Consider the following 18,200-nt stretch of genomic DNA (forward strand, 5'->3'; position numbering starts at 1 on the left):
GCGTGGTGCGAGAGGCTATGGTCGCAGTCTCCGCCGATGGCACAAGAACGGCCACCGACGGCCGCACGTCTTCGGCGTCAATACCGCTGGTCTGGACGGGCTGGAGCAGGGGCTGTGCGAGCCGTTCTCTTGTCAGGGTTCCCTTGGATGGCATAGAGAAATAATAGACCAGTCTATATATTTTGCAAATCACTCAAGTGCCCGGGCGAACGAGCCTGCCTGGCAGTTAAACGCAAGTGCCGCCGTCGTACTTCTTGTGAAAGTACGACGGCGGCACTCGCCTTAAGGACGCTGGTGGCCGCTAAGCCGTCTGGCCGGCGTGCTGGCCTTCCGAGATCTCTTCAACAACCTTGGCGTTGAAGGCGGGGAGGTCATCCGGGTTGCGGCTGGTGACCAGTCCCTGGTCGCACACCACTTCTTCATCGCTCCAGTTGGCGCCCGCGTTCTTCAGGTCCGTCTGGAGCGTGTGGTACGAGGTGACGTTGCGGCCCTTGATCACTCCGGCTTCGATGAGGATCCACGGTCCGTGGCAGATCGAAGCCACTGGCTTGTGTTGCTCAAAGAAGGAGCGCGTGAAGTTCTGGGCGTCCTTGTCCACGCGGAGGTTGTCCGCGTTGACGACGCCGCCCGGGAGAACCAGGGCGTCGAAGTCCGAGGCGTTGGCGTCCGCAACTGCGAGATCGACGTCGAAGGTGTCGCCCTTTTCCACGCCGTTGAAACCCTGGAGCTTGCCTTTGTCGAGGGCTACCAGGGTGGGCTCGCCTCCGGCGTCCTTGATGGCCTGCCACGGGCTGGTGAGTTCCACCTGCTCCACGCCGTCCGTCAAAAGGAATGCGACCTTCTTGCCTGCGATGTTGTGTTCTGACATTGTTCCTCCTCTTGTTCGGCTGCTTTTTGGGCATGTGCCGGTGCTGCGAGAGTTGTTTGTCTGACCTGAACCAGCCTAGGGAAGGATACTTTAGTAAGCAAGCTGACTATTTCGATGGGCTTGGTGAACATACGCATAACCGGACATATTCAGTCGCAGCGAAAGCCGGCCTCGTACGTCGCTAAGCCAAGCCCGACGGCGGTCCCCGCCTCAGTCTGAGGTGAGGGCCGCCGTCGTGGTTCAGCTATCCGCGGGCGTCCCGCGTGCTGAACTTGAACCCTGCAAAACCCACGAGGCCGGCTGTCCAGGTGAAGGTTACTATCGCAGCGGTGAGAGCACCCAGGTCCGCGGCCGGGTATGACCCCGTCACCAAGCCGGGATCAAACAGCAGGACCCCGGCCACTGTGGGCAGGTAGGCAAAAGCCGGAGTCAGCAAGAGCAACATCAACGACAGTTGCGACACTACAATCAGCGCAAACAGCGGTATTAGCGTCTGCTTGAGCAAGATGCCCAGCGCGAACCCAATGAGGGCTATGGCATCCCAGAAAGCGATGGCACCAACCCAGCGGAGAATAAGGCTTGCCGGAACGGTTCCGTTGACGACGGAGAGTTCGCCGAGACCGGATTGGGACAGCAGGCTCAGCAGCGGGATGGTCACCAGACCCAGCAGCGTGACAAACACGGTCAACGCAGTGCATTTTGCCACGTAGAGGCGCTCGCGGTTCGGCGCGGCCACCAGGCTTGTCCGCAGTTGGCCCGACACGTACTCACTCGATGCCGAAATGACGCCGATAACGATGATTCCAATCAGTCCCAGCGCAACCCAGTCAAAGCCCACGGTCTCCGGACTCGCCCCTGGGGCCAGGCCGGGGTCATTCGTTCGGAGCGCTTCCCCCACGGGACCCGCCTGGGACCACCCGACGAGGACGACGATGAGCCACGTCAGGGCGGCAGTGATCCACACGGACCTTAAAGTGACGAGCTTGGTGAGTTCGGCGCGGAACAGACTGGGCTTTCGGGCAGTGTCGACGAGTGTAGTCATGCGGCGCTTCCCTTAGCTGCGTTGCCGGTCCAGTCAAAGTAGGCGGCTTCCAAGTCATGGTGACCGGCTACCAGATCAACGACGTTTCCGGACTGGACGATGCGGCCACCGGAAATGACGACGATATGGTCAGCTACGTGCTGGACCTCGTTAATGAGATGGCTGGAGACAAGGACAGTCTTGCCGTTGGCCGCGAGGGTTCTCAGAAGCCCCCGGATCCAGCGGATACCTTCGGGATCCAAGCCGTTGGTCGGCTCATCGAGAACAATAATGCGTGGATCGCCGAGGAGGGCCGCGGCGATCCCCAGCCGTTGACCCATCCCCAGTGAGTACGCTCCCACGCGTTTCCGGGCGGCGTCCGAAAGTCCGACGAGCTCCAGGACTTCACCGATCCTCGAATGCGGGATGCCATTGGACTGAGCCAGCCACGTGAGATGGGCCTTGGCTGTGCGACCCTTGTGGGCTCCTGAGCCATCGAACTGAGCTCCAACCGTCCAGAGGGGGGCGATGAGGTCCCGGTAAGGCTTTCCTTCGATGAGCGCGGACCCGCTGTCCGCCCGGTCAAGGCCGAGAAGCAGACGGAAAGTGGTCGACTTGCCAGCTCCGTTCGGGCCGAGAAAAGCGGTGACTTTCCCGGGCTCGGCCGTCAGTGAGACGTCGATAATTCCGTCCGACTGCCCGTATTTCTTGCTCAAATTCTTAATCTCGATCACTGTTTGATCTCCTCGGTAGTCGATGTCACTTAGCGGCGAACTGGTTGGCGGCGGAACAGAACAAGAGCAGCGACCAACGCTGCGACCACCCACACCACGAGGACCAATCCGCCCGTCGCAGGTCCCAAATCGCCCGGCGCGGAAGGTGGCAGTTGGTAGAGCTGGGCGCCCGCCTGATCCGGCAGGAACTTGGCCAGGGGGGTGATGTTCACCATGTAGGTGGAGACAATGAGGGCCATCGCCAAGACCGTGCCCATGGCCGCCAATCCGCTGCGAAGGATCACCGACAAGGCGTAGGTGAACAGGGCGATGAGTATCCAGTAAAGGACCACGCCCCATAGGATTCCTGGTGCCGCTTGTGGAGTTGCTGCTATCCGGCTGCCCTCGGCGGTGCAGTCGATGACCGCGCAACGAATACCTGCCGACCCAAATACGCTCAGGACAGCCGTGACGAAAACGGCAACGACAATCACGATCGCTTTGGCCGCCAACACGGCACTGCGCTGCGGGAGGCTGATCAAGGTGCTACGAAGCGAGCCGCTGTCCGACTCCTGGTGCATCGACCACGCAGCAAGAAGGATTACCCCTATTTGTCCATAGTGAAGGATGACCAGAAAGGCCGTACCTCCCTCAAGGCCAGCTGCCTCCTCCGGCCTCCCTGCCTTATGGGCAGCGTCGATCAGGTTTGTCAGTATCCAGGAAAGAAGCACCGTGAGCAGCACCGTTCCCGCCATGGTGTTGAGGCAAAGACGCAGAGTCAGGAGTTTGGTGGTCTCGGCCCTGACGGCGCGGGCCATGGTGGTTCGTAACCCCGGCCGCACGTCGAGGGTCGCTGTGGAAGATGCTGGCATGACTCAAGTCAATCCGGACCGGCATCGCTTGTCTGTCTGCAGGTGTTGACAGTCGTGGCACGTTCTTGCGCGGGGGGAAGACTTTAGATGGGCGTAGGACGCACCAGGCCGCCTTCGTAGGCGATGACAACAAGTTGGGCTCTGTCCCGCGCGTCCAGTTTCGTCAGGATTCTACTCACATAGGTCCGCACAGTGGTTCGCGTGAGAAACAGGGCAGCCGCTATTTCGTTGTTGGAGGCGCCTTGTCCGATGAGGGTCAAGGTTTCGCGTTCGCGGACTGTCAGTTCGCTGATGCGGTCGTGTGCGGCCGGGCTCTGGGTGAAGCGGTCTATGAGGCGGCGGGTGATCTCCGGGGCGAGGAGGGCGTTACCTTCATGTGCGGTCCGGATTGCCTTGAGGATGTCCGGCAGCGGCGCATTCTTGAGGAGAAAGCCGGAGGCGCCCTGTCGGAGAGCTTGGTACACGTAATCGTCCATATCGAAGGTGGTCAGCATGACCAACCGGGTGCTGGATTTCCGGGAGGCCAGAATGCCTGCAGCTTCAAGGCCTGTCATCCGTGGCATTCGAACATCCATGAGGGCCACATCCGGTTGATGCTCCAAGATGGACTCCACGGCCTCCGCGCCGTCCACAGCCACGGCGGACACGGTCATGTCCGGCTCGTCGTCGATCAAGAGGCACAGTGACGTCCTGATGTGAGCATCGTCGTCTGCGATGAGCACACTGATTTCATTCATCGGGTGTGCACCCTCCCTGCAGTTCCCGGCAGTGAAACAGCCACACGGTATCCATTGGCCTCCCGTCCTGCTTCGAAGGTCCCGCCCAATAACTGAGCCCGCTCACGCATGCCTGTGAGTCCGTGACCGTTCTTGGAAGCCAAAGCCGCCCCCGGGCCGTCGTCGAGGACGCTGATCCGCAGGTCGTCGCCTTCAGTCCTGATGGTGATCCGGCAGGTTCCTGCTCCGGAATGCCGGATCACGTTCGTCAGGGCTTCCTGAATGATTCGATACGCGGTGGTTCGCTGCGCGGCCGGAAGATCGTGGGCACTTTCGTCGGCGTCGATCACGACAGATATACCGGCCCGTATGGCCGGCTGCGACAGCTCCCGCACCAGTTCCGGAAGGCTTCCCGGCGGAGCGTCATCAGCCGTTTCGCTACGTTCCTGTCGCATCAACACCTGAAGTTGGCCCAACGCATCACGGGCGTCGGACTCGATGCCCTGCAGTGCAGATCGCAGATCGTCGGGGGTGGACGACTTTACATGGGCCACGACGCCCGCCCGCACCCCAATCCCTCCCAGGGTGTGGGACAGTACGTCGTGGATATCCCGTGCGAGGCGAAGCCGTTCCTGGGCCCGGGCATTGCGCTCGGTTTCGCAACGCATGCGTTGGGTGCGAATTCCCAAGACCCATGCGGCCCCGATGATGACGGCGCCCAGGATGATGCCCCGGATGCTCGCTTCGGCGCCCTCCGCAGAGACCAGAAGCAAGGACGCAAACAGAAGAATTTCCAGCACGATCAGCCATGCAGGAAAGAGGCGTGTCCCGAATCGTTCCGCGGCAACGTACAGGCAGAGCCCTGTCACGAGGAAAGGATCCTCGGTCATTCCCAAGCTCCAGCCAACGGCCGTCACAACGCCGGTCCAAGCGGCAGCTAGCCAAGGAAACCTTGACCGAAGGCAGAGTCCCAGGACAACAAGGCCCCCCAAAGCCAGTTGGACCAGCCTGCCCGGTGATTCCGGCGGAACCACGGTGATCCAAAGCCCTGCCACCACGATGATGCCGACCAAGCCGTTCAGTAGAACGGGAATGATCGTTTCCCGGACTACGGAGACGTGAACGTTTTCTGGATCAGCGCTTTGCGTCGTGCTCGGGTGTCGTTGGTTCATAGGCCATCTCATTTGTCAGGGCAGTCAGGGTTGGAGTTCCACGGGTAACTCAACCAGGTACTCACCCAGGAGGCCTGAAGCGATGACCATGCGGTACGTCGTTTGTTTCTTGATGGTCCGGTCGGCTTCCTCGGCGATCGAGTCGTCCACCACGAGTTGCCCGCACGAGGTGTCGAGCTTATAGGAGGTGCGGCTTCGGTTCTCATGGGAAATGACCACGTTCTCGGTGGTGCAGACCCTTTCAGATTTGGCCCGCAAAAGCTTCTCCACTGCGGGAGCGCCGAAGGACAAGGCTACAAGCGCCGCGAGGCAGATGAGGTAGGTCCGGACCGTAATCTGCGCCCGAGGCTTCGCCACGCGTGCCCTTCCTGATGGGTCTTCTTGCATGGCCTCAGCCTAGAGGGTTGAGCGTTCTCCCCGTCAACACGCAGAAATCAGATAATGACAGCCCTACGTCGACCTAACCCGCGAGACCAACTCCCCGCTGGCGCTATATGTCTCAGTCCAGCCCTTGCGGGTCGTTGCTGTGAATCCCAAGCCGGCCTCCCCAAAAGATGCCCAAGGATCTTCCTCATCATCGGGGCGCACGAGGGCCCCACTCGGTAGTAATACTGAAGTCATTTTCCGACCGGTGTCCCGGAGGATGACTGCACAACGGTCGGTGTCAGGCCATTCCGTGACAATACCGTCGTAGTACACGCATTCCAGGCTTGCAAGATAGCCCTCTTTGTCGACGAGACATAGCACCGACGATGGGACACCGGCGGGCCGAGCAAGGTCTTCGACCTCTGTAGGCATCAGGCAAAATTCCGGAGCGGCGGGCGCTTTCGCCCGGTCGACATGGAACTTGATTGAAGGGCAACCGCAAATGCAGTCCGGCTCGACTCCAAGAATGTGCATCGCTTGCTTCCGGAAGGCACCGACGCCCTCGAATTCGACGGAAAGAAACAGGTCGAGCACTTCCCGCTCAGCGTCGGTAATGGGTCGCATGCCGCTTCTCGCTTGCTACCGCCTACTTCCCTTTCTTCCCGCCCCGCTTGGCCGCAGCGTTCATCGCCGACTTCACCGCTGGCGGCAGCCCCGCCGTCTCGGTTTCCGGCTCAGCGACGGTCCCGCGCCAGCGAGCCAGTCCCTTCATGCCGTGGTAGATCACCAGCGCAGCAGCGGAGCCAAGGGCAATGCCCGTGAACTTCAGCTCACCGATGGTCCAGGTGTAGTCCGCGATGCCGATGATCAAGGCCACAGCAGCGGTGGTGAGGTTGATCGGGTTGGAGAAGTTGACCTTATTCTGAACCCAGATCTTCACGCCAAGCACGCCGATCATGCCGTAGAGCATGGTCGCAGCACCGCCCAGGACACCCGGCGGGACGGTCGCGATCAGTTCGCCGAATTTCGGGGAGAAGCTCAGCAGGATGGCGAAGACGCCGGCCACCCAGTAGGCCGCCGTCGAATAGACCTTGGTGGCCGCCATGACGCCGATGTTCTCCGCGTACGTCGTGGTACCGGAACCGCCGCCGAACCCGGCAAGTACCGTTGCGGCGCCGTCGGCCATCAGCGCGCGGCCGGAGACGCCGTCGAGGTTCTGGCCCGTCATCGCCGCCACCGACTTCACGTGCCCCACGTTCTCAGCCACCAGCACCAGCACCACCGGCACAAACAGACCCACCACGCCGATGTGGAACTCGGGCGTCTGGAAAAACGGCAAGCCAACCCAGGCTGCGGCATCCATCTTTTCGTAGCTGACCTCGCCGCGCATCATCGCCACGAGGTAACCGACAACGACGCCCACCAGAATGCTCAGGCGCCCAAGGATGCCTCGGAACAGCACAGAAACCAGGATGATCGTCACCAGCGTGATGAGCGCGGTGACGGGCGCGAGGTCGAAGTTCGCCTTCGCCGCCGGAGCCAGGTTCAGGCCGATCAGCGCCACAATGGCGCCGGTGACGATCGGCGGCATGAGCCGGTTGATCCATTCAGCGCCGAACTTCTGGACCACCGCACCAATAAGCGCCAGTACGACGCCGGCAAGCACCACGCCGCCCAAGGCGCCACCAACGCCGTACTGCTGCTGGGACGCCATGATCGGGGCGATGAACGCGAAGCTCGATCCCAGGTAGCTGGGCACTCGGCCCTTGGTGATGACGAGGAACAGCAGTGTGCCGATACCGGAGAAGAACAGCGTGGTGGCCGGTGGCATGCCCGTGATGATCGGGACCAGGAAAGTCGCCCCGAACATCGCAACTACATGCTGCATGCCGATGCCGATGGTCAGGGGCCAGGCGAGCCGCTCATCGGGTGCCACCACGTGACCGGGGCGGATGGACTTGCCATTACCGTGGAGCTTCCATTTGGTGCCGAGCATGCTCATGGCGGAGCCTTCCTCAGAAGAGTATTGGGATTCGGTGCAACATTACCGCCAAAGTACCCGCCCCGCCCCGCTAAAGCTGCTTACCGTGGAACCAGCTTGAAGAGGAACTTCGTTTTCACCATGACCCACAGAATGGCGAGTAAAGCTGCGTACACGGCCGAGTTCAGCCAGAGGTTGCCGTCCCGCAGCGCCGGGATGTTGGCGATAGCCACGATGAAGAACACGTGCATGATGAACACGTACAGGGTGGCTTGGCCAAGAGGTATGAAGAACCAGCCAACAGCGCGTGAGAGCGGCCTCCAGAACGCACTCAGGAGGGCATAAAGGGCGATGGTAATGACGAGGACATTCACAACACGGCCCGGGCCCAGATAAGTGCGGCCGAAGAAGGTGTCGTAGAGGTACCTGAACGTGGTCTCCGGGATGAGGGCAAGGCGCACATCCAACTGGTTTGTCAGATAGGGTCCGCTCCACGAGAAAAGGGCGCAGGCTGCGGCCAGGAAAACGCACACGCCCAGAAGAATCCGCTGACGGGGATGGGCGAACCAGTCGATGATTCGTTGGCGGTGGAACCCCGCAGTCATGCCGAGGACGAACAGCAACTGCCACACGAGCAGGGGAAAGGAGTCCTCGAACTGCGAGGGAAGCAACCGGAACCGGAACACGGATCCACCGATGTAGAGCGCCAGACTGACCGTAAGCACCAGCCAGGTGAGTCCGCGGGACAGTGCCACCAGGATCAAAGGGCTGATCAACAACAGGATGACGTAGAGGCCCATGATGTTGAACTGCCACGGACCGACCTGCAACAACAGCAGGGCCGGAATCAGGCCCTGCGGGACCGGAAACTGCAGCAAACCTTCCATCCCGGCGTAAAGGTCATAGGTTGTTCCGGCGGCTGAATGCCCGGCTGCGCCTGTGCCTTGATCGGTGAAGGTGGTGACGGCAGCGGCGTTAATGAAGGGGAGCAGGCTCAGACCGTAGACAATCAGGACCACGGCCAGGGCGGTGAAGTAGAGCTTCCACGCCCGCTTGGTTGTCCTGTCCACCACGTCCCCCAGCTCCGTGGAGATGCGCGGCCCGTAGACCATGCCGAGCACCACCCCGGAGAGCATGACAAAGAGTTCCGCCCCGGAGACCACTCCGATGGTCTCCTGGCTCAGCAGTTGGAAAACCGAATTGATGCCCACGTGGTTGACCACCACGAAGACGATCGCCAGTCCGCGGAGCATGTCGATCCTGGCATCCCGCCTGCCGGAACCCGTGTACGACCACTTGTTGGGGGCCGCCCGCGATGACAGAAGCCAGAGTGCCGCGACGGCCACGAGGACCGTTCCGGCGGTAGCCCATGCAGCCCGTCCACGGATCACAGTGCCGGACTTCGCTTGCGGGATCTCAAGACCCGGAACGTCCTTCAGCCCCTTCTCGGTGACAGGACCGACCCTTAAGCCGGAGGTGTCCAAAGAGGTTCGGAATGGAGCGGCCAGCAACGGTTGGGCGGTGGCGCGCCAGTCGATGGACACCTTGCTCTGATCGCGAGCATCGGTGGTTTCGTTCCAGACCACTGCCCGGACGGACCCATTCTCGGGCTGGGCCACCGACGCGAAGACCTGGTGCCACCACGTCTGCTTGACGTCAATCTCTGCGGCGCCGCCGGCTCCTGGCGAGTAGAAAGCCCCGGTTTCGATCAGCAGCGGCTTGTTCCGGGCTTGTACATAGGTGCCATAAAAATTGTCCGTTCCGGTGCCACCACTGGACGCGTGCAGGGAATCGTTGAACTCGTCGGCCGCAGGGAGGGTGTTCTGGGCGGAGCCTGCACCGGTGGTGTCGTGATAAATGGACAGGCCTATCCAGTCCACAACGTCATCGCCCGGGTAGTAGGGGTCAAACGCGGAGTCGTTGAGGTCCCAGACGCCGTTTGCGTTGGTATCCAGCGAGGCCAAGGGGACGCCTTTGGGTGGCGTGGACGTGGCCGTCTGGAACGGGTAGTCCTTCTCCGCTGTCGGCGACCACACCATCACGGGATCTGCCAGGCTGCTCTTGAGCGCGGCAGCAACCCGGCCAAATGCTGCCCGGTATGCTTCGGGTTCCTGGCCCCAAGCCACCCATGGGGCGTTCATTTCCGGTGCGAAGCGGACGAAGACCTTGCCCCTGAAGCCGGCAGCCGCCGTCGTGATTTGACGTGCAAAAGTGGCCGCGGCGTCGTCGCTGACGTCCCGGAGGGAAATTCCGGGACGTACGGTGAGCAGCGCGTGGGAGCCTTGGCCGGCTACCTGGGAGAAGTAACCCTTGAGGTAATCCAGGCCGCCTTCGTCCATGGGCATGGATACGTTCTGTCCGTACAGGGCAGCTGGCTCGCCGAGGCGCTGGGCGTAGTCCGCAGCTGAGTCCTTGTCCCAGTCGAGCAAAGTTCCGAAGTAGCGCTGGCCGGGATCGTCGCCGTCGGCCGGTTGCCGGTCCAAGGCCCAAGCTTGCGTGGAGGGGAGCAGGAACGCCAGAAGCAGCAGGACAAGTACTGCCAGGGCCCGTCGAGGGGCCGCCAGGGGAAAGGTAGGCATCAGGCCCCTTCTGGTGTCGTCATTCCCACAGTTGAGACGCCAACCCACAACGGGCGCCGGCTCGTAAAAACGATGCTACCCATTTTCCCGCTGTGCCCAACGTCACGGGCCGTCATGGGAAGAGGGCAGCGGAAGTTGAAGTTGCAACCATGGAAAGCAGAAGTGCCCGGCCAGCCCAGGGTCAGGGCCCAGCGAAAGGTTCACAAATGACGATTGCCCACGAAGAAGCAGTCATTGACGCCGCAGCAGTCGACGCCATTTTTGCCGAAGCCCGTACCGCCAACAGCTTCTCCGGTGAGGTCACCGAGGAGCAGGCCCGCGCCATCTACGAGCTCACCAAGTTCGGCCCCACCGCCTTCAACTCCCAGCCGCTCCGCGTGACGTACGTCCGCTCCGACGAAGCCCGGGCCAAGCTGGTAGACCACCTGTCCCGCGGCAACCAGGCGAAGACCGCCTCAGCTCCGCTCGTCGCCATCCTGTCTTACGACACCGACTGGCAGGGACAGTGGGACAAGTTCCTCCCCGAGTACGGCGCCCCCAAGGCAATGTACGACGCCGATCCCGCCTTCGCTGCCTCCACCGGCAACAACAACGCCCACCTCCAGGCTGGCTACTTCATCCTGGCCGTGCGCTCCCTCGGTTTCGCCGCGGGCCCGATGACCGGCGCTGACTTCGCCGCCATCGACGCCGAGTTCTTCCCGGCCGGCGACCAGAAGAGCTTCCTCGTGGTCAACATCGGACAGCCCGGCCCGGACGCCTGGGGCGAAGCCAAGCCGAAGTTCGCTTACGACGACGTCGTCCGCACCGTCTAGTCATCCCGGGGCCGTCGTCCAGGACACCCATAACGCCTGATGACGCAGAAACGGATTGAGGACACCCAAATTCAGGTGTCCTCAATCCGTTTGGGTGTCGCTAGCTGTTTTGCGCGGCGTTGGTACCACCAGATGCCGCCGCAAGCGCCCCCTGAATCCCCTGGACCAGGCCAGCTGCCTGTTGCGATATCCAGGTGCCCGGTTCCTCCGAGCGGGCGGGCCAGCGTTTGCCGATGAAGTTCATCGGATGCACCACAATGTTGCCGGTCTGGTGGTGCACTGTGGCTTCCGTTACGCCGTCCGGGTAGGTGCCCAGAACCCACCGAAGCCCGGGGACCTCCCTGATGAGGTGATCTCCAAGAGCTGCGCCCATGATGTTGATCATCGCGTTGGGATCGAAATCGGGCTCATCCTCGACATGGTTGACGGTCATCTGCCACAGGGCGTCGATGTACTCGAGATCAGTGCGTGGATGATCGCTCCCAGGGCCGTCCACCGCCGAACCCACTTGCTGGAATGAACGGAGAAGATCCTGAATCCACTCTTCCTCCGCTGGGGACATCTCCTCGATCAGCGGCCCCGACACTACGCGATGACCCCGTCCACCAGCGCCTTGGCCTCTTCCTGAACTTGCTTCAGGTGGTCTGCGCCCTTGAACGACTCGGCATAGATCTTGTAGACGTCCTCGGTGCCGGAGGGGCGGGCCGCGAACCAGGCGTTCTCGGTGACGACCTTCAGACCACCGATCGAAGCGCCGTTGCCGGGGGCCTCGGTGAGCTTGGCAGTGATCTCTTCGCCGGCAAGGGAGGTGGCAGTGACGTCGGCAGCGGAGAGCTTGCCCAGCTTGGCCTTCTGCTCACGCGTGGCGGCAGCGTCTATGCGGGCGTAGACAGGCGCGCCGAACTGGTCGGTGAGGCCCTTGTACAACTGCGACGGCGACTTGCCCGTCACAGCGGTGATCTCCGACGCCAGCAAGGCCAACAGGATTCCGTCCTTGTCCGTGGTCCACACGCTGCCATCAAGCTTGTTGAAGGAGGCGCCGGCAGATTCTTCGCCGCCGAAAGCCCCTTCGCCGGACAGCAGGCCCGGGACGAACCACTTGAAGCCGACCGGAACTTCGACCAGCTTGCGGCCGAGTCCGGCGGCAACGCGGTCGATGATCGAGGAAGACACCAGCGTCTTGCCGACTACTGAGTCCGGGTTCCAGCCGCTGCGGTTGCGGTACAGGTAGTCGATGGCGACGGCGAGGTAGTGGTTCGGATTCATCAGCCCACCGTCGGGCGTCACGATCCCGTGGCGGTCGGCGTCGGCGTCGTTACCCGTGGCAATATCGAACGCTGAGCCCGCGCCCGAGGAGCCGGTGGAGTCGGACATCCGCTTGATCAGCGACGCCATGGCCGACGGCGATGAGCAGTCCATGCGGATCTTCTCGTCCCAGTCGAGGGTCATGAAGGCCCACTGCGGGTCCACGGTGGGGTTAACCACGGTCAGGTTGAGCTGGTGGCGCTCGCCGATCTCGCCCCAGTAGTCCACGGAAGCTCCACCCATGGGGTCGGCGCCGATGCGGACCCCGGCCTCGCGGATGGCGTCGAGGTTCAGCACCGACGGGAGGTCGTCGACGTAGCTGCTGAGGAAGTCGAACTTGCCGGTGGTGTCAGCAGCCAGGGCATCGTTGAGCGGCATGCGCTTGACGCCGCGGAGCCCGTTCTCGAGCAACTGGTTGGCGCGGTCGGCGATCCAGCCAGTGGCGTCGGTGTCGGCCGGGCCACCGTGCGGGGGGTTGTACTTGAAGCCACCGTCGCCCGGCGGGTTGTGGCTGGGGGTAACCACGATGCCATCGGCCTGGGGTGTGCCCGGCGCAGCTTCACGGTTGTACTTAAGGATCGCGTGGCTCAGGGCCGGAGTGGGTGTGTATCCGTGGCGGGCATCCACCAGAACGGTCACACCATTGGCGGCCAGCACCTCCAACGCGGAGTTCTGCGCCGGCTCGCTCAAGGCATGCGTGTCGCGGCCGATGAACAGCGGCCCGGTGATGCCCTGACGGCCACGGTACTCAACGATTGCCTGTGTGATGGCAAGGATGTGCGGCTCATTGAACGACGCCTTCAAGCTGGAACCGCGGTGCCCCGACGTTCCAAACGCCACGCGCTGCGCGGGATCGCCCAAGTCCGGAGCTACGTCGAAATACGCGTCCAGCAGGGCTGTGATGTCAACAAGGTCCTGGGGAAGGGCAACTGTGCCCGCTCGGCTAGCCATGGGGTCCAGCATGCCAGACCGAAGGCCCCGCTGACACGAAATGTCCGTGATCCGGCCCCTGTGACGCCGAATGGCGGACTTCTTCGGACGATATCTCCCGGTATCGCCCAAAGGTTCACTCCGCGTTTACCATAAGTGACCTTAGTGCCGGCCTTCCGCCGAGACAGCCGGCCGCCACAATGCGCGCTACCTTATATGCGGCCCCGGACGGCGGTAGTGTTGGGATCAAAGACCACATTCAGGGGGATTCCTATGTCAGATCAGCCATCCAAGGGTAACGAGGATAAGCCGGCCGGCTACGAGCCGCCGCAGTACGTTCCTCCGGCGCAGTTCAGCGCTCCCGAGCAGAACCCGCCGGCCCCGGGCGCTCCCGTCCCGCCGGCCCCGGGCGCTCCCGTCCCGCCGGCGTTCGAGCCGCCAGCCCAGTCGTTCGACCAGGGCAACGCCACCCAGCCGCTGCCGCCGTATGAGCAGAACGCTTACGGCCAGCAGAACACTTACGGCCAGCAGAACACCTACGGCCAGCCGGGCAACCAGGACGCCTACACCCCGGGCGACTACAGCCAGCAGCCTGCCTCGCCGTACGGCCAGCCGCCGAGCCCGTACCAGCAGCAGGCTTTCGGCCAGCAGCCCTACGGCCAGCCGCAGTCTCCGTATGGCCAGCCCGCCTACTACGCAACGCCCACCCAGCCCAAGGGCCTGAGCATCGCCAGCATGGTGTGCGGTATCGCCGTCTACATCGGCTTCGGGTTCTTCATCCTCCCGCAGATCGCGGCCGTGATCCTGGGCCACCTCGCACTTAAGCGTGAACCTGCAGGCAAGGGCATGGCGATCGCCGGTTTGGTGATGGGTTACCTCGGAATCGCGCTGACGGTGGTGTTCGGCATCATCTTCTTCGCCGCCATCGGCGCCTCCACCAACAGGTACAACTACTAAACAAAAACGTTCGACGGCGTCCCTTGCGTCAGGTGGGAATCCCGCCTGACGCAAGGGGCGCCGTCGTTGGTTAACGCAGGCTACGCCACCCAAATTCGCCGGGGACAGAGAAACGGACCAGCGCTGCCCGGATGTGGGCGGCGCTGGTCCGTTTGCGTGTCGCTGGGCAAAAGTCCTAGCGAACGCCGCCCATCAACTTCTTGATTGCCGGCGATGCCGCGGCAAGTCCAACGGCCAGGACCACTGCCACGCCGCCAATGCCCAGGAAGTAGGGGAGCTCGTCGTCGGGGTTGTACAGCCCCGCGAGGATGCCTGCCAAGGTGGTCCCAAGCGAGACCGACAGGAAGAACAGTGCCACCATCTGGGTGTGGAATGCCTGCGGTGCGAGCTTGGTGCTCACGGACAGGCCGATGGGAGACAGGAACAACTCGGCAAGGGTGAACAGGAACAGGATCCCCACCAGGGCCAGCAGCGGGGTCTTGCCTTCTCCGGCCAGCGGGATGAACGCCAGGAACGCCAGGCCCATGATGAGCAGGCCCGCGGAGAACTTCAACGGTGAACTCGGTTGCTTGGAGCCAAGCTTCGTCCACAGGGCAGCCATCACACCGGCGAAGATGATGATGAAGACGGGGTTGATGGACTGGACCCATGCGGCGGGCATTTCCCAGCCGAACAGGTTACGGTCCAGCTTCTCCTGCGAGTACACGGCGATGAACGTGAACTGCTGCTGGAACAGCGCCCAGAACCCGGCCGATGCAATGAACAAGGGGATGAAGGCCACTACGCGCTTGCGCTCCAGGCCGGTCACCAACGGGCTACGGAAGATCAGGAAGAGGTAGATCACTGCGGCGCCGATCGCGGCGTAAGCCATGCTGCTGGCCAGGTTGTTGGCGTCGACCAATCCAGTGCCGAGCAGGACGGCCACCACAATCAGGATGCCCAGGAAGATCAGGCCGAACTTGGTGCGGTCCTTCGCCGGGAGCGGGTTGGGAACGCGGTGTGCTTCGTCCGGGAGGCGCTTGCGGCCCAAGGAGTAGATGACCAGGCCGATCGCCATACCCACCGCCGCAGCGCCGAAGCCGATGTGGAAGCCGTAACTCGTCTGCAGCCAGCCTGTGACCAGCGGGCCAATAAGACCGCCCAGGTTGATGCCCATGTAGAAGATGGAGAAGCCGGCGTCGCGGCGCTCATCCTTCTCACCGTAAAGGGTACCTACCAGCGCCGTTGCGTTGGCTTTCAGGCCACCGGAGCCAATGCCAACCAACACCAGGCCGGCGATGAGGCCCGGAATGCCGGGCAGGAGGGCCAGTGCGATGTGGCCGGCCATGATCATGATGGCCGAACCGAAAAGGACTTTCTCGGAACCGAAGAGACGGTCGGCGAGCCAGGCGCCGAGGATCGTCGACAGGTAAACGCCGCCACCGTACGCGCCCACCAAACCAGCGGCGAGGCCCTGGTCGATGGAGAGACCGCCCTGCTCGGCGGTGAAGTACATGTAGTAGAGCAGGATTCCCTGCATGCCGTAGAAGGAGAAACGCTCCCACATTTCCACGGAGAAGAGGCTGGCCAACATCTTTGGGTGGCCGAAGAACGACGTATCGCCCGCTGGCTTTGCGGACTCAGCCGTGGTTTGGGGTGTGCTCATTTTCTTAATGCTGGCACTGACTGCGGGCATTGTCACATCGATGAATGCCCCAGGCAACCACCTTCCATATGCTAGACAGGCATTTTTGCGGCCTCCAGGGAACACGCAAGCTGCAGGAGTTTCAGTTCTGAACCTGCCGGGCCAATGAGCTGGATTCCCATGGGCAATCCGGCCGCCGTGGTGTGAACAGGAATGCTGACAGCGGGCAGTCCGCACACGTTCACCATTGACGACCACGGTGCATACTGGCACTGCCGTTTGTAATCCTCATCCGCGTCGCCCGCCCACTCGCTCGGCCAGGGCTCTCCGCTGTGCCCACCGCCCGTGAACCACCCGATGGGGCGCGGCGTTTGCGCCAAGGCAGGCATCAGAATGAGATCCCATTCCGCATACTGCGCGATGGTGTCGTGTTCGAATTGCCGCAGAAAGGCCAAGGCCTCGCTGACTTTGGAAGCGCTGCGCTGTCGTGCCCGACGACGGAAGGTCCTGGTCAGCGGGGTCAGCAGTGGCTCGCGCGGGGGTGCTATCCGGGCACTCCCGACGCCGGCAGTCCAGGCGATGGTGAACGCTTCCGGGTAGCGGTTGTCGTATCGGATTTCCGCTTCGCCTACGCTGTGTCCGGCTTCTTCCAGCAGCTTCACGCCCAGTTCCAGGGCATCCCGCGCTTCCTGCCCGATCTCGAAGGGGTACACACCGGCCCACGGGCTGTCCAGGCTGACGCCGATTCTCAGGGATTCCGGCGCCCGGCCGACATTGGCGAGGAAGCCGCCGTCGGGCGCTTGTTCCGGGGGAACCAGCGCGTCCATGAGCAGCGCCGCGTCCGCTGCATTCCGTGCGAGTGGCCCGGCAACCACCAACTTGGCGGCATCCCCGGCGCCCACCCCGGCAGGAACCAGGCCCCGCCCCGGTTTCAGTCCCACGAGCCCGCAGGCGGCGGCGGGAATCCGGATGGAGCCGCCGCCGTCGGTTCCTGGTGCGAACGGGACAAGTCCCGCGGCCACCGCGGCAGCACTGCCTCCCGACGAGCCGCCGGAGCTTCGCCCCGGAGCATGCGGATTGCGCGACGGCGGTGCGACGCGGTTTTCGCTGTAGGCCGTCAAACCGAATTCCGGCACCTGGGTCTTGCCCAGGGAAACCACACCTTGGGCTTTCAGCGTTGACGCCAGGGCTCCGTCCTCCGGCGCCGGTTTGTGGTCCAGCGCGGCGCTGCCGTGGGTAGTGGGGACGCCGGCAACATCGGTGAGGTCCTTGAAAGCCGTCGGCATGCCGTGCAGCAGCGGCAGCTCTTCCAGGCGGCCCTCCCGGACCAACCGCGCATGGAGGGTGTCGGCCGTCTTGGCATCGAGGAGTGCCTGCTCGGCCGTAACAGTGACAAAGGCGCCAAGGTGCGGGTTGCGCTGCCCGATCATGGACACGAAGTGCGCTGTTGCCTCGCGGGCGGAGAGCTTCCCGGCGGCGAGGGCGTCGCGGAGCTGGACCGCGGTTAGTCCGGAAAGATCCTGCGTCGACGGATCAGCCAAGGAAACGCGACTCCAACCGTTCCTCCACAGCCACGGCATCCACGCTCTCGCCGGCGCCCGCAGTCACGCGGAACGCGGCCTTGTTCTTGATTTCGGACACCACCTCCACAAGGTCCGTGCCCCGGTAAACCAGCCCCACGCCGTCGTCCGTGCAGTGCGTCTCGCCCAGAGTGCCGTCGGCCACGAGCTTGTGGATTGCGGGCGCCCGGCGCAGCTCGGAATCGTAGTGGACACCGTTGCCGTAAGGGAGGAAGCCCAGGGCGTCGGTGACCGGGCGCAACTCCGGCCCGAAGGAGTCCGTCACACCGCCCTGGTACCAACAAATCGATCCCGCTGAAACCCCGGCAAGGACAACCCCGCGTTCCCAGGCCTTGCGCAAAATCCGGTCCAGTCCGTGTGCACGCCAAACGGCCAGCAGGTTCACAACGGAGCCGCCATTGACCCACACCACGTCCTGCTCCAGCAGATGGGCTTCCGGATCGTCGATGTTGGGCATGGTGAAGAGATTGAGGTGGCTGAAGTCGAACCCGGCGATGCGCGCAGCCTGGTCCATCTCAGCGGCCCACCATCGTTGATCACCGGATGCCGTGCCGATGTGCGTCACCCGGGGCGCCCGGCCCGTCACGCCGGACAGTTCCACGGCGTAGTGCATCAGGTGGTTGAACTCGATCCTGGTCCGCTCACCCGGCTTGTATCCGCCGGAGGTGGCCAGAATCGTGGGTTGCCCAGCAGCCATGGGTTGC

Annotated in this window: 17 protein-coding genes; 2 read left to right on the top strand and 15 right to left on the bottom strand. The window is 63.0% G+C overall.

The genetic code is table 11. From position 1 onward, the window contains the following. Positions 1 to 301: 301 nt before the first annotated feature. From PV760_RS14525 to opgC, 10 genes are all read right to left on the bottom strand, one after another. Entirely contained in the window at positions 302 to 868 is a 567-nt protein-coding gene (locus PV760_RS14525) for a type 1 glutamine amidotransferase domain-containing protein (protein ID WP_079582008.1), read from the bottom strand. 244 nt (positions 869 to 1,112) lie between these two features. After that, on the bottom strand, positions 1,113 to 1,910 hold the full coding sequence (locus tag PV760_RS14530; RefSeq protein ID WP_354628111.1) for a hypothetical protein: 798 nt from the start codon (positions 1,908 to 1,910) through the stop codon (positions 1,113 to 1,115). After that, positions 1,907 to 2,605, bottom strand: a complete 699-nt coding sequence (locus PV760_RS14535) for an ABC transporter ATP-binding protein (RefSeq protein WP_354628112.1) — start codon at positions 2,603 to 2,605, stop codon at positions 1,907 to 1,909. The genes PV760_RS14530 and PV760_RS14535 overlap by 4 nt, the downstream gene beginning before the upstream one ends. Positions 2,606 to 2,652: 47 nt before the next feature. Continuing rightward, positions 2,653 to 3,474 carry a hypothetical protein gene (locus PV760_RS14540; RefSeq protein WP_354628113.1) on the bottom strand — a complete coding sequence of 274 codons (822 nt, stop codon included), beginning with the start codon at positions 3,472 to 3,474 and terminating at the stop codon, positions 2,653 to 2,655. Between the two features lie 83 nt (positions 3,475 to 3,557). Further along, the gene (locus tag PV760_RS14545) at positions 3,558 to 4,211 is read right to left on the bottom strand and encodes a response regulator (protein ID WP_354628114.1); all 654 of its coding nucleotides are present in this window, start codon (positions 4,209 to 4,211) and stop codon (positions 3,558 to 3,560) included. Then, the gene (locus tag PV760_RS14550) at positions 4,208 to 5,362 is read right to left on the bottom strand and encodes a sensor histidine kinase (protein WP_354628115.1); all 1,155 of its coding nucleotides are present in this window, start codon (positions 5,360 to 5,362) and stop codon (positions 4,208 to 4,210) included. The genes PV760_RS14545 and PV760_RS14550 overlap by 4 nt, the downstream gene beginning before the upstream one ends. 24 nt (positions 5,363 to 5,386) lie before the next feature. Next, positions 5,387 to 5,749 (bottom strand): hypothetical protein, encoded by a 363-nt coding sequence (locus PV760_RS14555; RefSeq protein ID WP_144027663.1) that lies wholly within the window; start codon positions 5,747 to 5,749, stop codon positions 5,387 to 5,389. A gap of 63 nt (positions 5,750 to 5,812) precedes the next feature. Continuing rightward, a complete protein-coding gene (locus tag PV760_RS14560) occupies positions 5,813 to 6,352 on the bottom strand; it encodes a hypothetical protein (RefSeq protein ID WP_354628116.1) in 540 nt (179 codons plus the stop codon). A gap of 22 nt (positions 6,353 to 6,374) precedes the next feature. Further along, positions 6,375 to 7,730: a uracil-xanthine permease family protein gene (locus PV760_RS14565; protein WP_018778387.1), complete on the bottom strand. Its 1,356-nt coding sequence runs from the start codon at positions 7,728 to 7,730 to the stop codon at positions 6,375 to 6,377. An 80-nt stretch (positions 7,731 to 7,810) separates the two neighbouring features. After that, entirely contained in the window at positions 7,811 to 10,288 is a 2,478-nt protein-coding gene (gene opgC, locus PV760_RS14570) for an OpgC domain-containing protein (protein WP_354628117.1), read from the bottom strand. A gap of 206 nt (positions 10,289 to 10,494) precedes the next feature. Here opgC and PV760_RS14575 point away from each other — a divergent pair, with 206 nt between their 5' ends. After that, complete coding sequence (locus PV760_RS14575) at positions 10,495 to 11,100, top strand: malonic semialdehyde reductase (RefSeq protein ID WP_018778385.1); 606 nt, start codon at positions 10,495 to 10,497, stop codon at positions 11,098 to 11,100. A 100-nt stretch (positions 11,101 to 11,200) separates the two neighbouring features. On the opposite strand, the gene PV760_RS14580 is transcribed toward PV760_RS14575, so the two are convergent. Continuing rightward, complete coding sequence (locus tag PV760_RS14580) at positions 11,201 to 11,662, bottom strand: DUF3806 domain-containing protein (protein ID WP_354628118.1); 462 nt, start codon at positions 11,660 to 11,662, stop codon at positions 11,201 to 11,203. Positions 11,663 to 11,685: 23 nt separating this feature from the next. Then, entirely contained in the window at positions 11,686 to 13,356 is a 1,671-nt protein-coding gene (gene pgm / locus PV760_RS14585; RefSeq protein WP_026267259.1) for a phosphoglucomutase (alpha-D-glucose-1,6-bisphosphate-dependent), read from the bottom strand. A 252-nt stretch (positions 13,357 to 13,608) separates the two neighbouring features. On the opposite strand from pgm, the gene PV760_RS14590 reads away from it, so the two are divergent. Beyond that, positions 13,609 to 14,292 carry a DUF4190 domain-containing protein gene (locus PV760_RS14590; RefSeq protein WP_064723262.1) on the top strand — a complete coding sequence of 228 codons (684 nt, stop codon included), beginning with the start codon at positions 13,609 to 13,611 and terminating at the stop codon, positions 14,290 to 14,292. A 175-nt stretch (positions 14,293 to 14,467) separates the two neighbouring features. On the opposite strand, the gene PV760_RS14595 is transcribed toward PV760_RS14590, so the two are convergent. Genes PV760_RS14595 through PV760_RS14605 form a run of 3 tightly spaced genes read right to left on the bottom strand, consistent with a single transcriptional unit; the run spans position 14,468 to position 18,193 of the window. Then, the gene (locus PV760_RS14595) at positions 14,468 to 15,967 is read right to left on the bottom strand and encodes a peptide MFS transporter (protein WP_354628144.1); all 1,500 of its coding nucleotides are present in this window, start codon (positions 15,965 to 15,967) and stop codon (positions 14,468 to 14,470) included. A 41-nt stretch (positions 15,968 to 16,008) separates the two neighbouring features. After that, positions 16,009 to 17,457 (bottom strand): amidase, encoded by a 1,449-nt coding sequence (locus tag PV760_RS14600; RefSeq protein ID WP_354628119.1) that lies wholly within the window; start codon positions 17,455 to 17,457, stop codon positions 16,009 to 16,011. Next, on the bottom strand, positions 17,450 to 18,193 hold the full coding sequence (locus PV760_RS14605; protein WP_039239116.1) for a Type 1 glutamine amidotransferase-like domain-containing protein: 744 nt from the start codon (positions 18,191 to 18,193) through the stop codon (positions 17,450 to 17,452). The genes PV760_RS14600 and PV760_RS14605 overlap by 8 nt, the downstream gene beginning before the upstream one ends. Positions 18,194 to 18,200: the final 7 nt, after the last annotated feature.

The organism is Paenarthrobacter sp. CC6 (assembly GCF_040560085.1).
In the GTDB taxonomy this organism is placed as follows: domain Bacteria; phylum Actinomycetota; class Actinomycetes; order Actinomycetales; family Micrococcaceae; genus Arthrobacter; species Arthrobacter nicotinovorans.

What these genes read in the sequence shown, in the direction of transcription:
- PV760_RS14530 (WP_354628111.1), bottom strand. Translation starts at nt 1,910, where the DNA reads ATGACTACACTCGTCGACACTGCCCGAAAGCCCAGTCTGTTCCGCGCC.
- PV760_RS14560 (WP_354628116.1), bottom strand. Translation starts at nt 6,352, where the DNA reads ATGCGACCCATTACCGACGCTGAGCGGGAAGTGCTCGACCTGTTTCTT.
- PV760_RS14605 (WP_039239116.1), bottom strand. Translation starts at nt 18,193, where the DNA reads ATGGCTGCTGGGCAACCCACGATTCTGGCCACCTCCGGCGGATACAAG.
- PV760_RS14580 (WP_354628118.1), bottom strand. Translation starts at nt 11,662, where the DNA reads ATGTCCCCAGCGGAGGAAGAGTGGATTCAGGATCTTCTCCGTTCATTC.
- PV760_RS14590 (WP_064723262.1), top strand. Translation starts at nt 13,609, where the DNA reads ATGTCAGATCAGCCATCCAAGGGTAACGAGGATAAGCCGGCCGGCTAC.
- pgm (WP_026267259.1), bottom strand. Translation starts at nt 13,356, where the DNA reads ATGGCTAGCCGAGCGGGCACAGTTGCCCTTCCCCAGGACCTTGTTGAC.
- opgC (WP_354628117.1), bottom strand. Translation starts at nt 10,288, where the DNA reads ATGCCTACCTTTCCCCTGGCGGCCCCTCGACGGGCCCTGGCAGTACTT.
- PV760_RS14575 (WP_018778385.1), top strand. Translation starts at nt 10,495, where the DNA reads ATGACGATTGCCCACGAAGAAGCAGTCATTGACGCCGCAGCAGTCGAC.
- PV760_RS14525 (WP_079582008.1), bottom strand. Translation starts at nt 868, where the DNA reads ATGTCAGAACACAACATCGCAGGCAAGAAGGTCGCATTCCTTTTGACG.
- PV760_RS14555 (WP_144027663.1), bottom strand. Translation starts at nt 5,749, where the DNA reads ATGCAAGAAGACCCATCAGGAAGGGCACGCGTGGCGAAGCCTCGGGCG.
- PV760_RS14565 (WP_018778387.1), bottom strand. Translation starts at nt 7,730, where the DNA reads ATGAGCATGCTCGGCACCAAATGGAAGCTCCACGGTAATGGCAAGTCC.
- PV760_RS14540 (WP_354628113.1), bottom strand. Translation starts at nt 3,474, where the DNA reads ATGCCAGCATCTTCCACAGCGACCCTCGACGTGCGGCCGGGGTTACGA.
- PV760_RS14595 (WP_354628144.1), bottom strand. Translation starts at nt 15,967, where the DNA reads ATGCCCGCAGTCAGTGCCAGCATTAAGAAAATGAGCACACCCCAAACC.
- PV760_RS14545 (WP_354628114.1), bottom strand. Translation starts at nt 4,211, where the DNA reads ATGAATGAAATCAGTGTGCTCATCGCAGACGACGATGCTCACATCAGG.
- PV760_RS14550 (WP_354628115.1), bottom strand. Translation starts at nt 5,362, where the DNA reads ATGAACCAACGACACCCGAGCACGACGCAAAGCGCTGATCCAGAAAAC.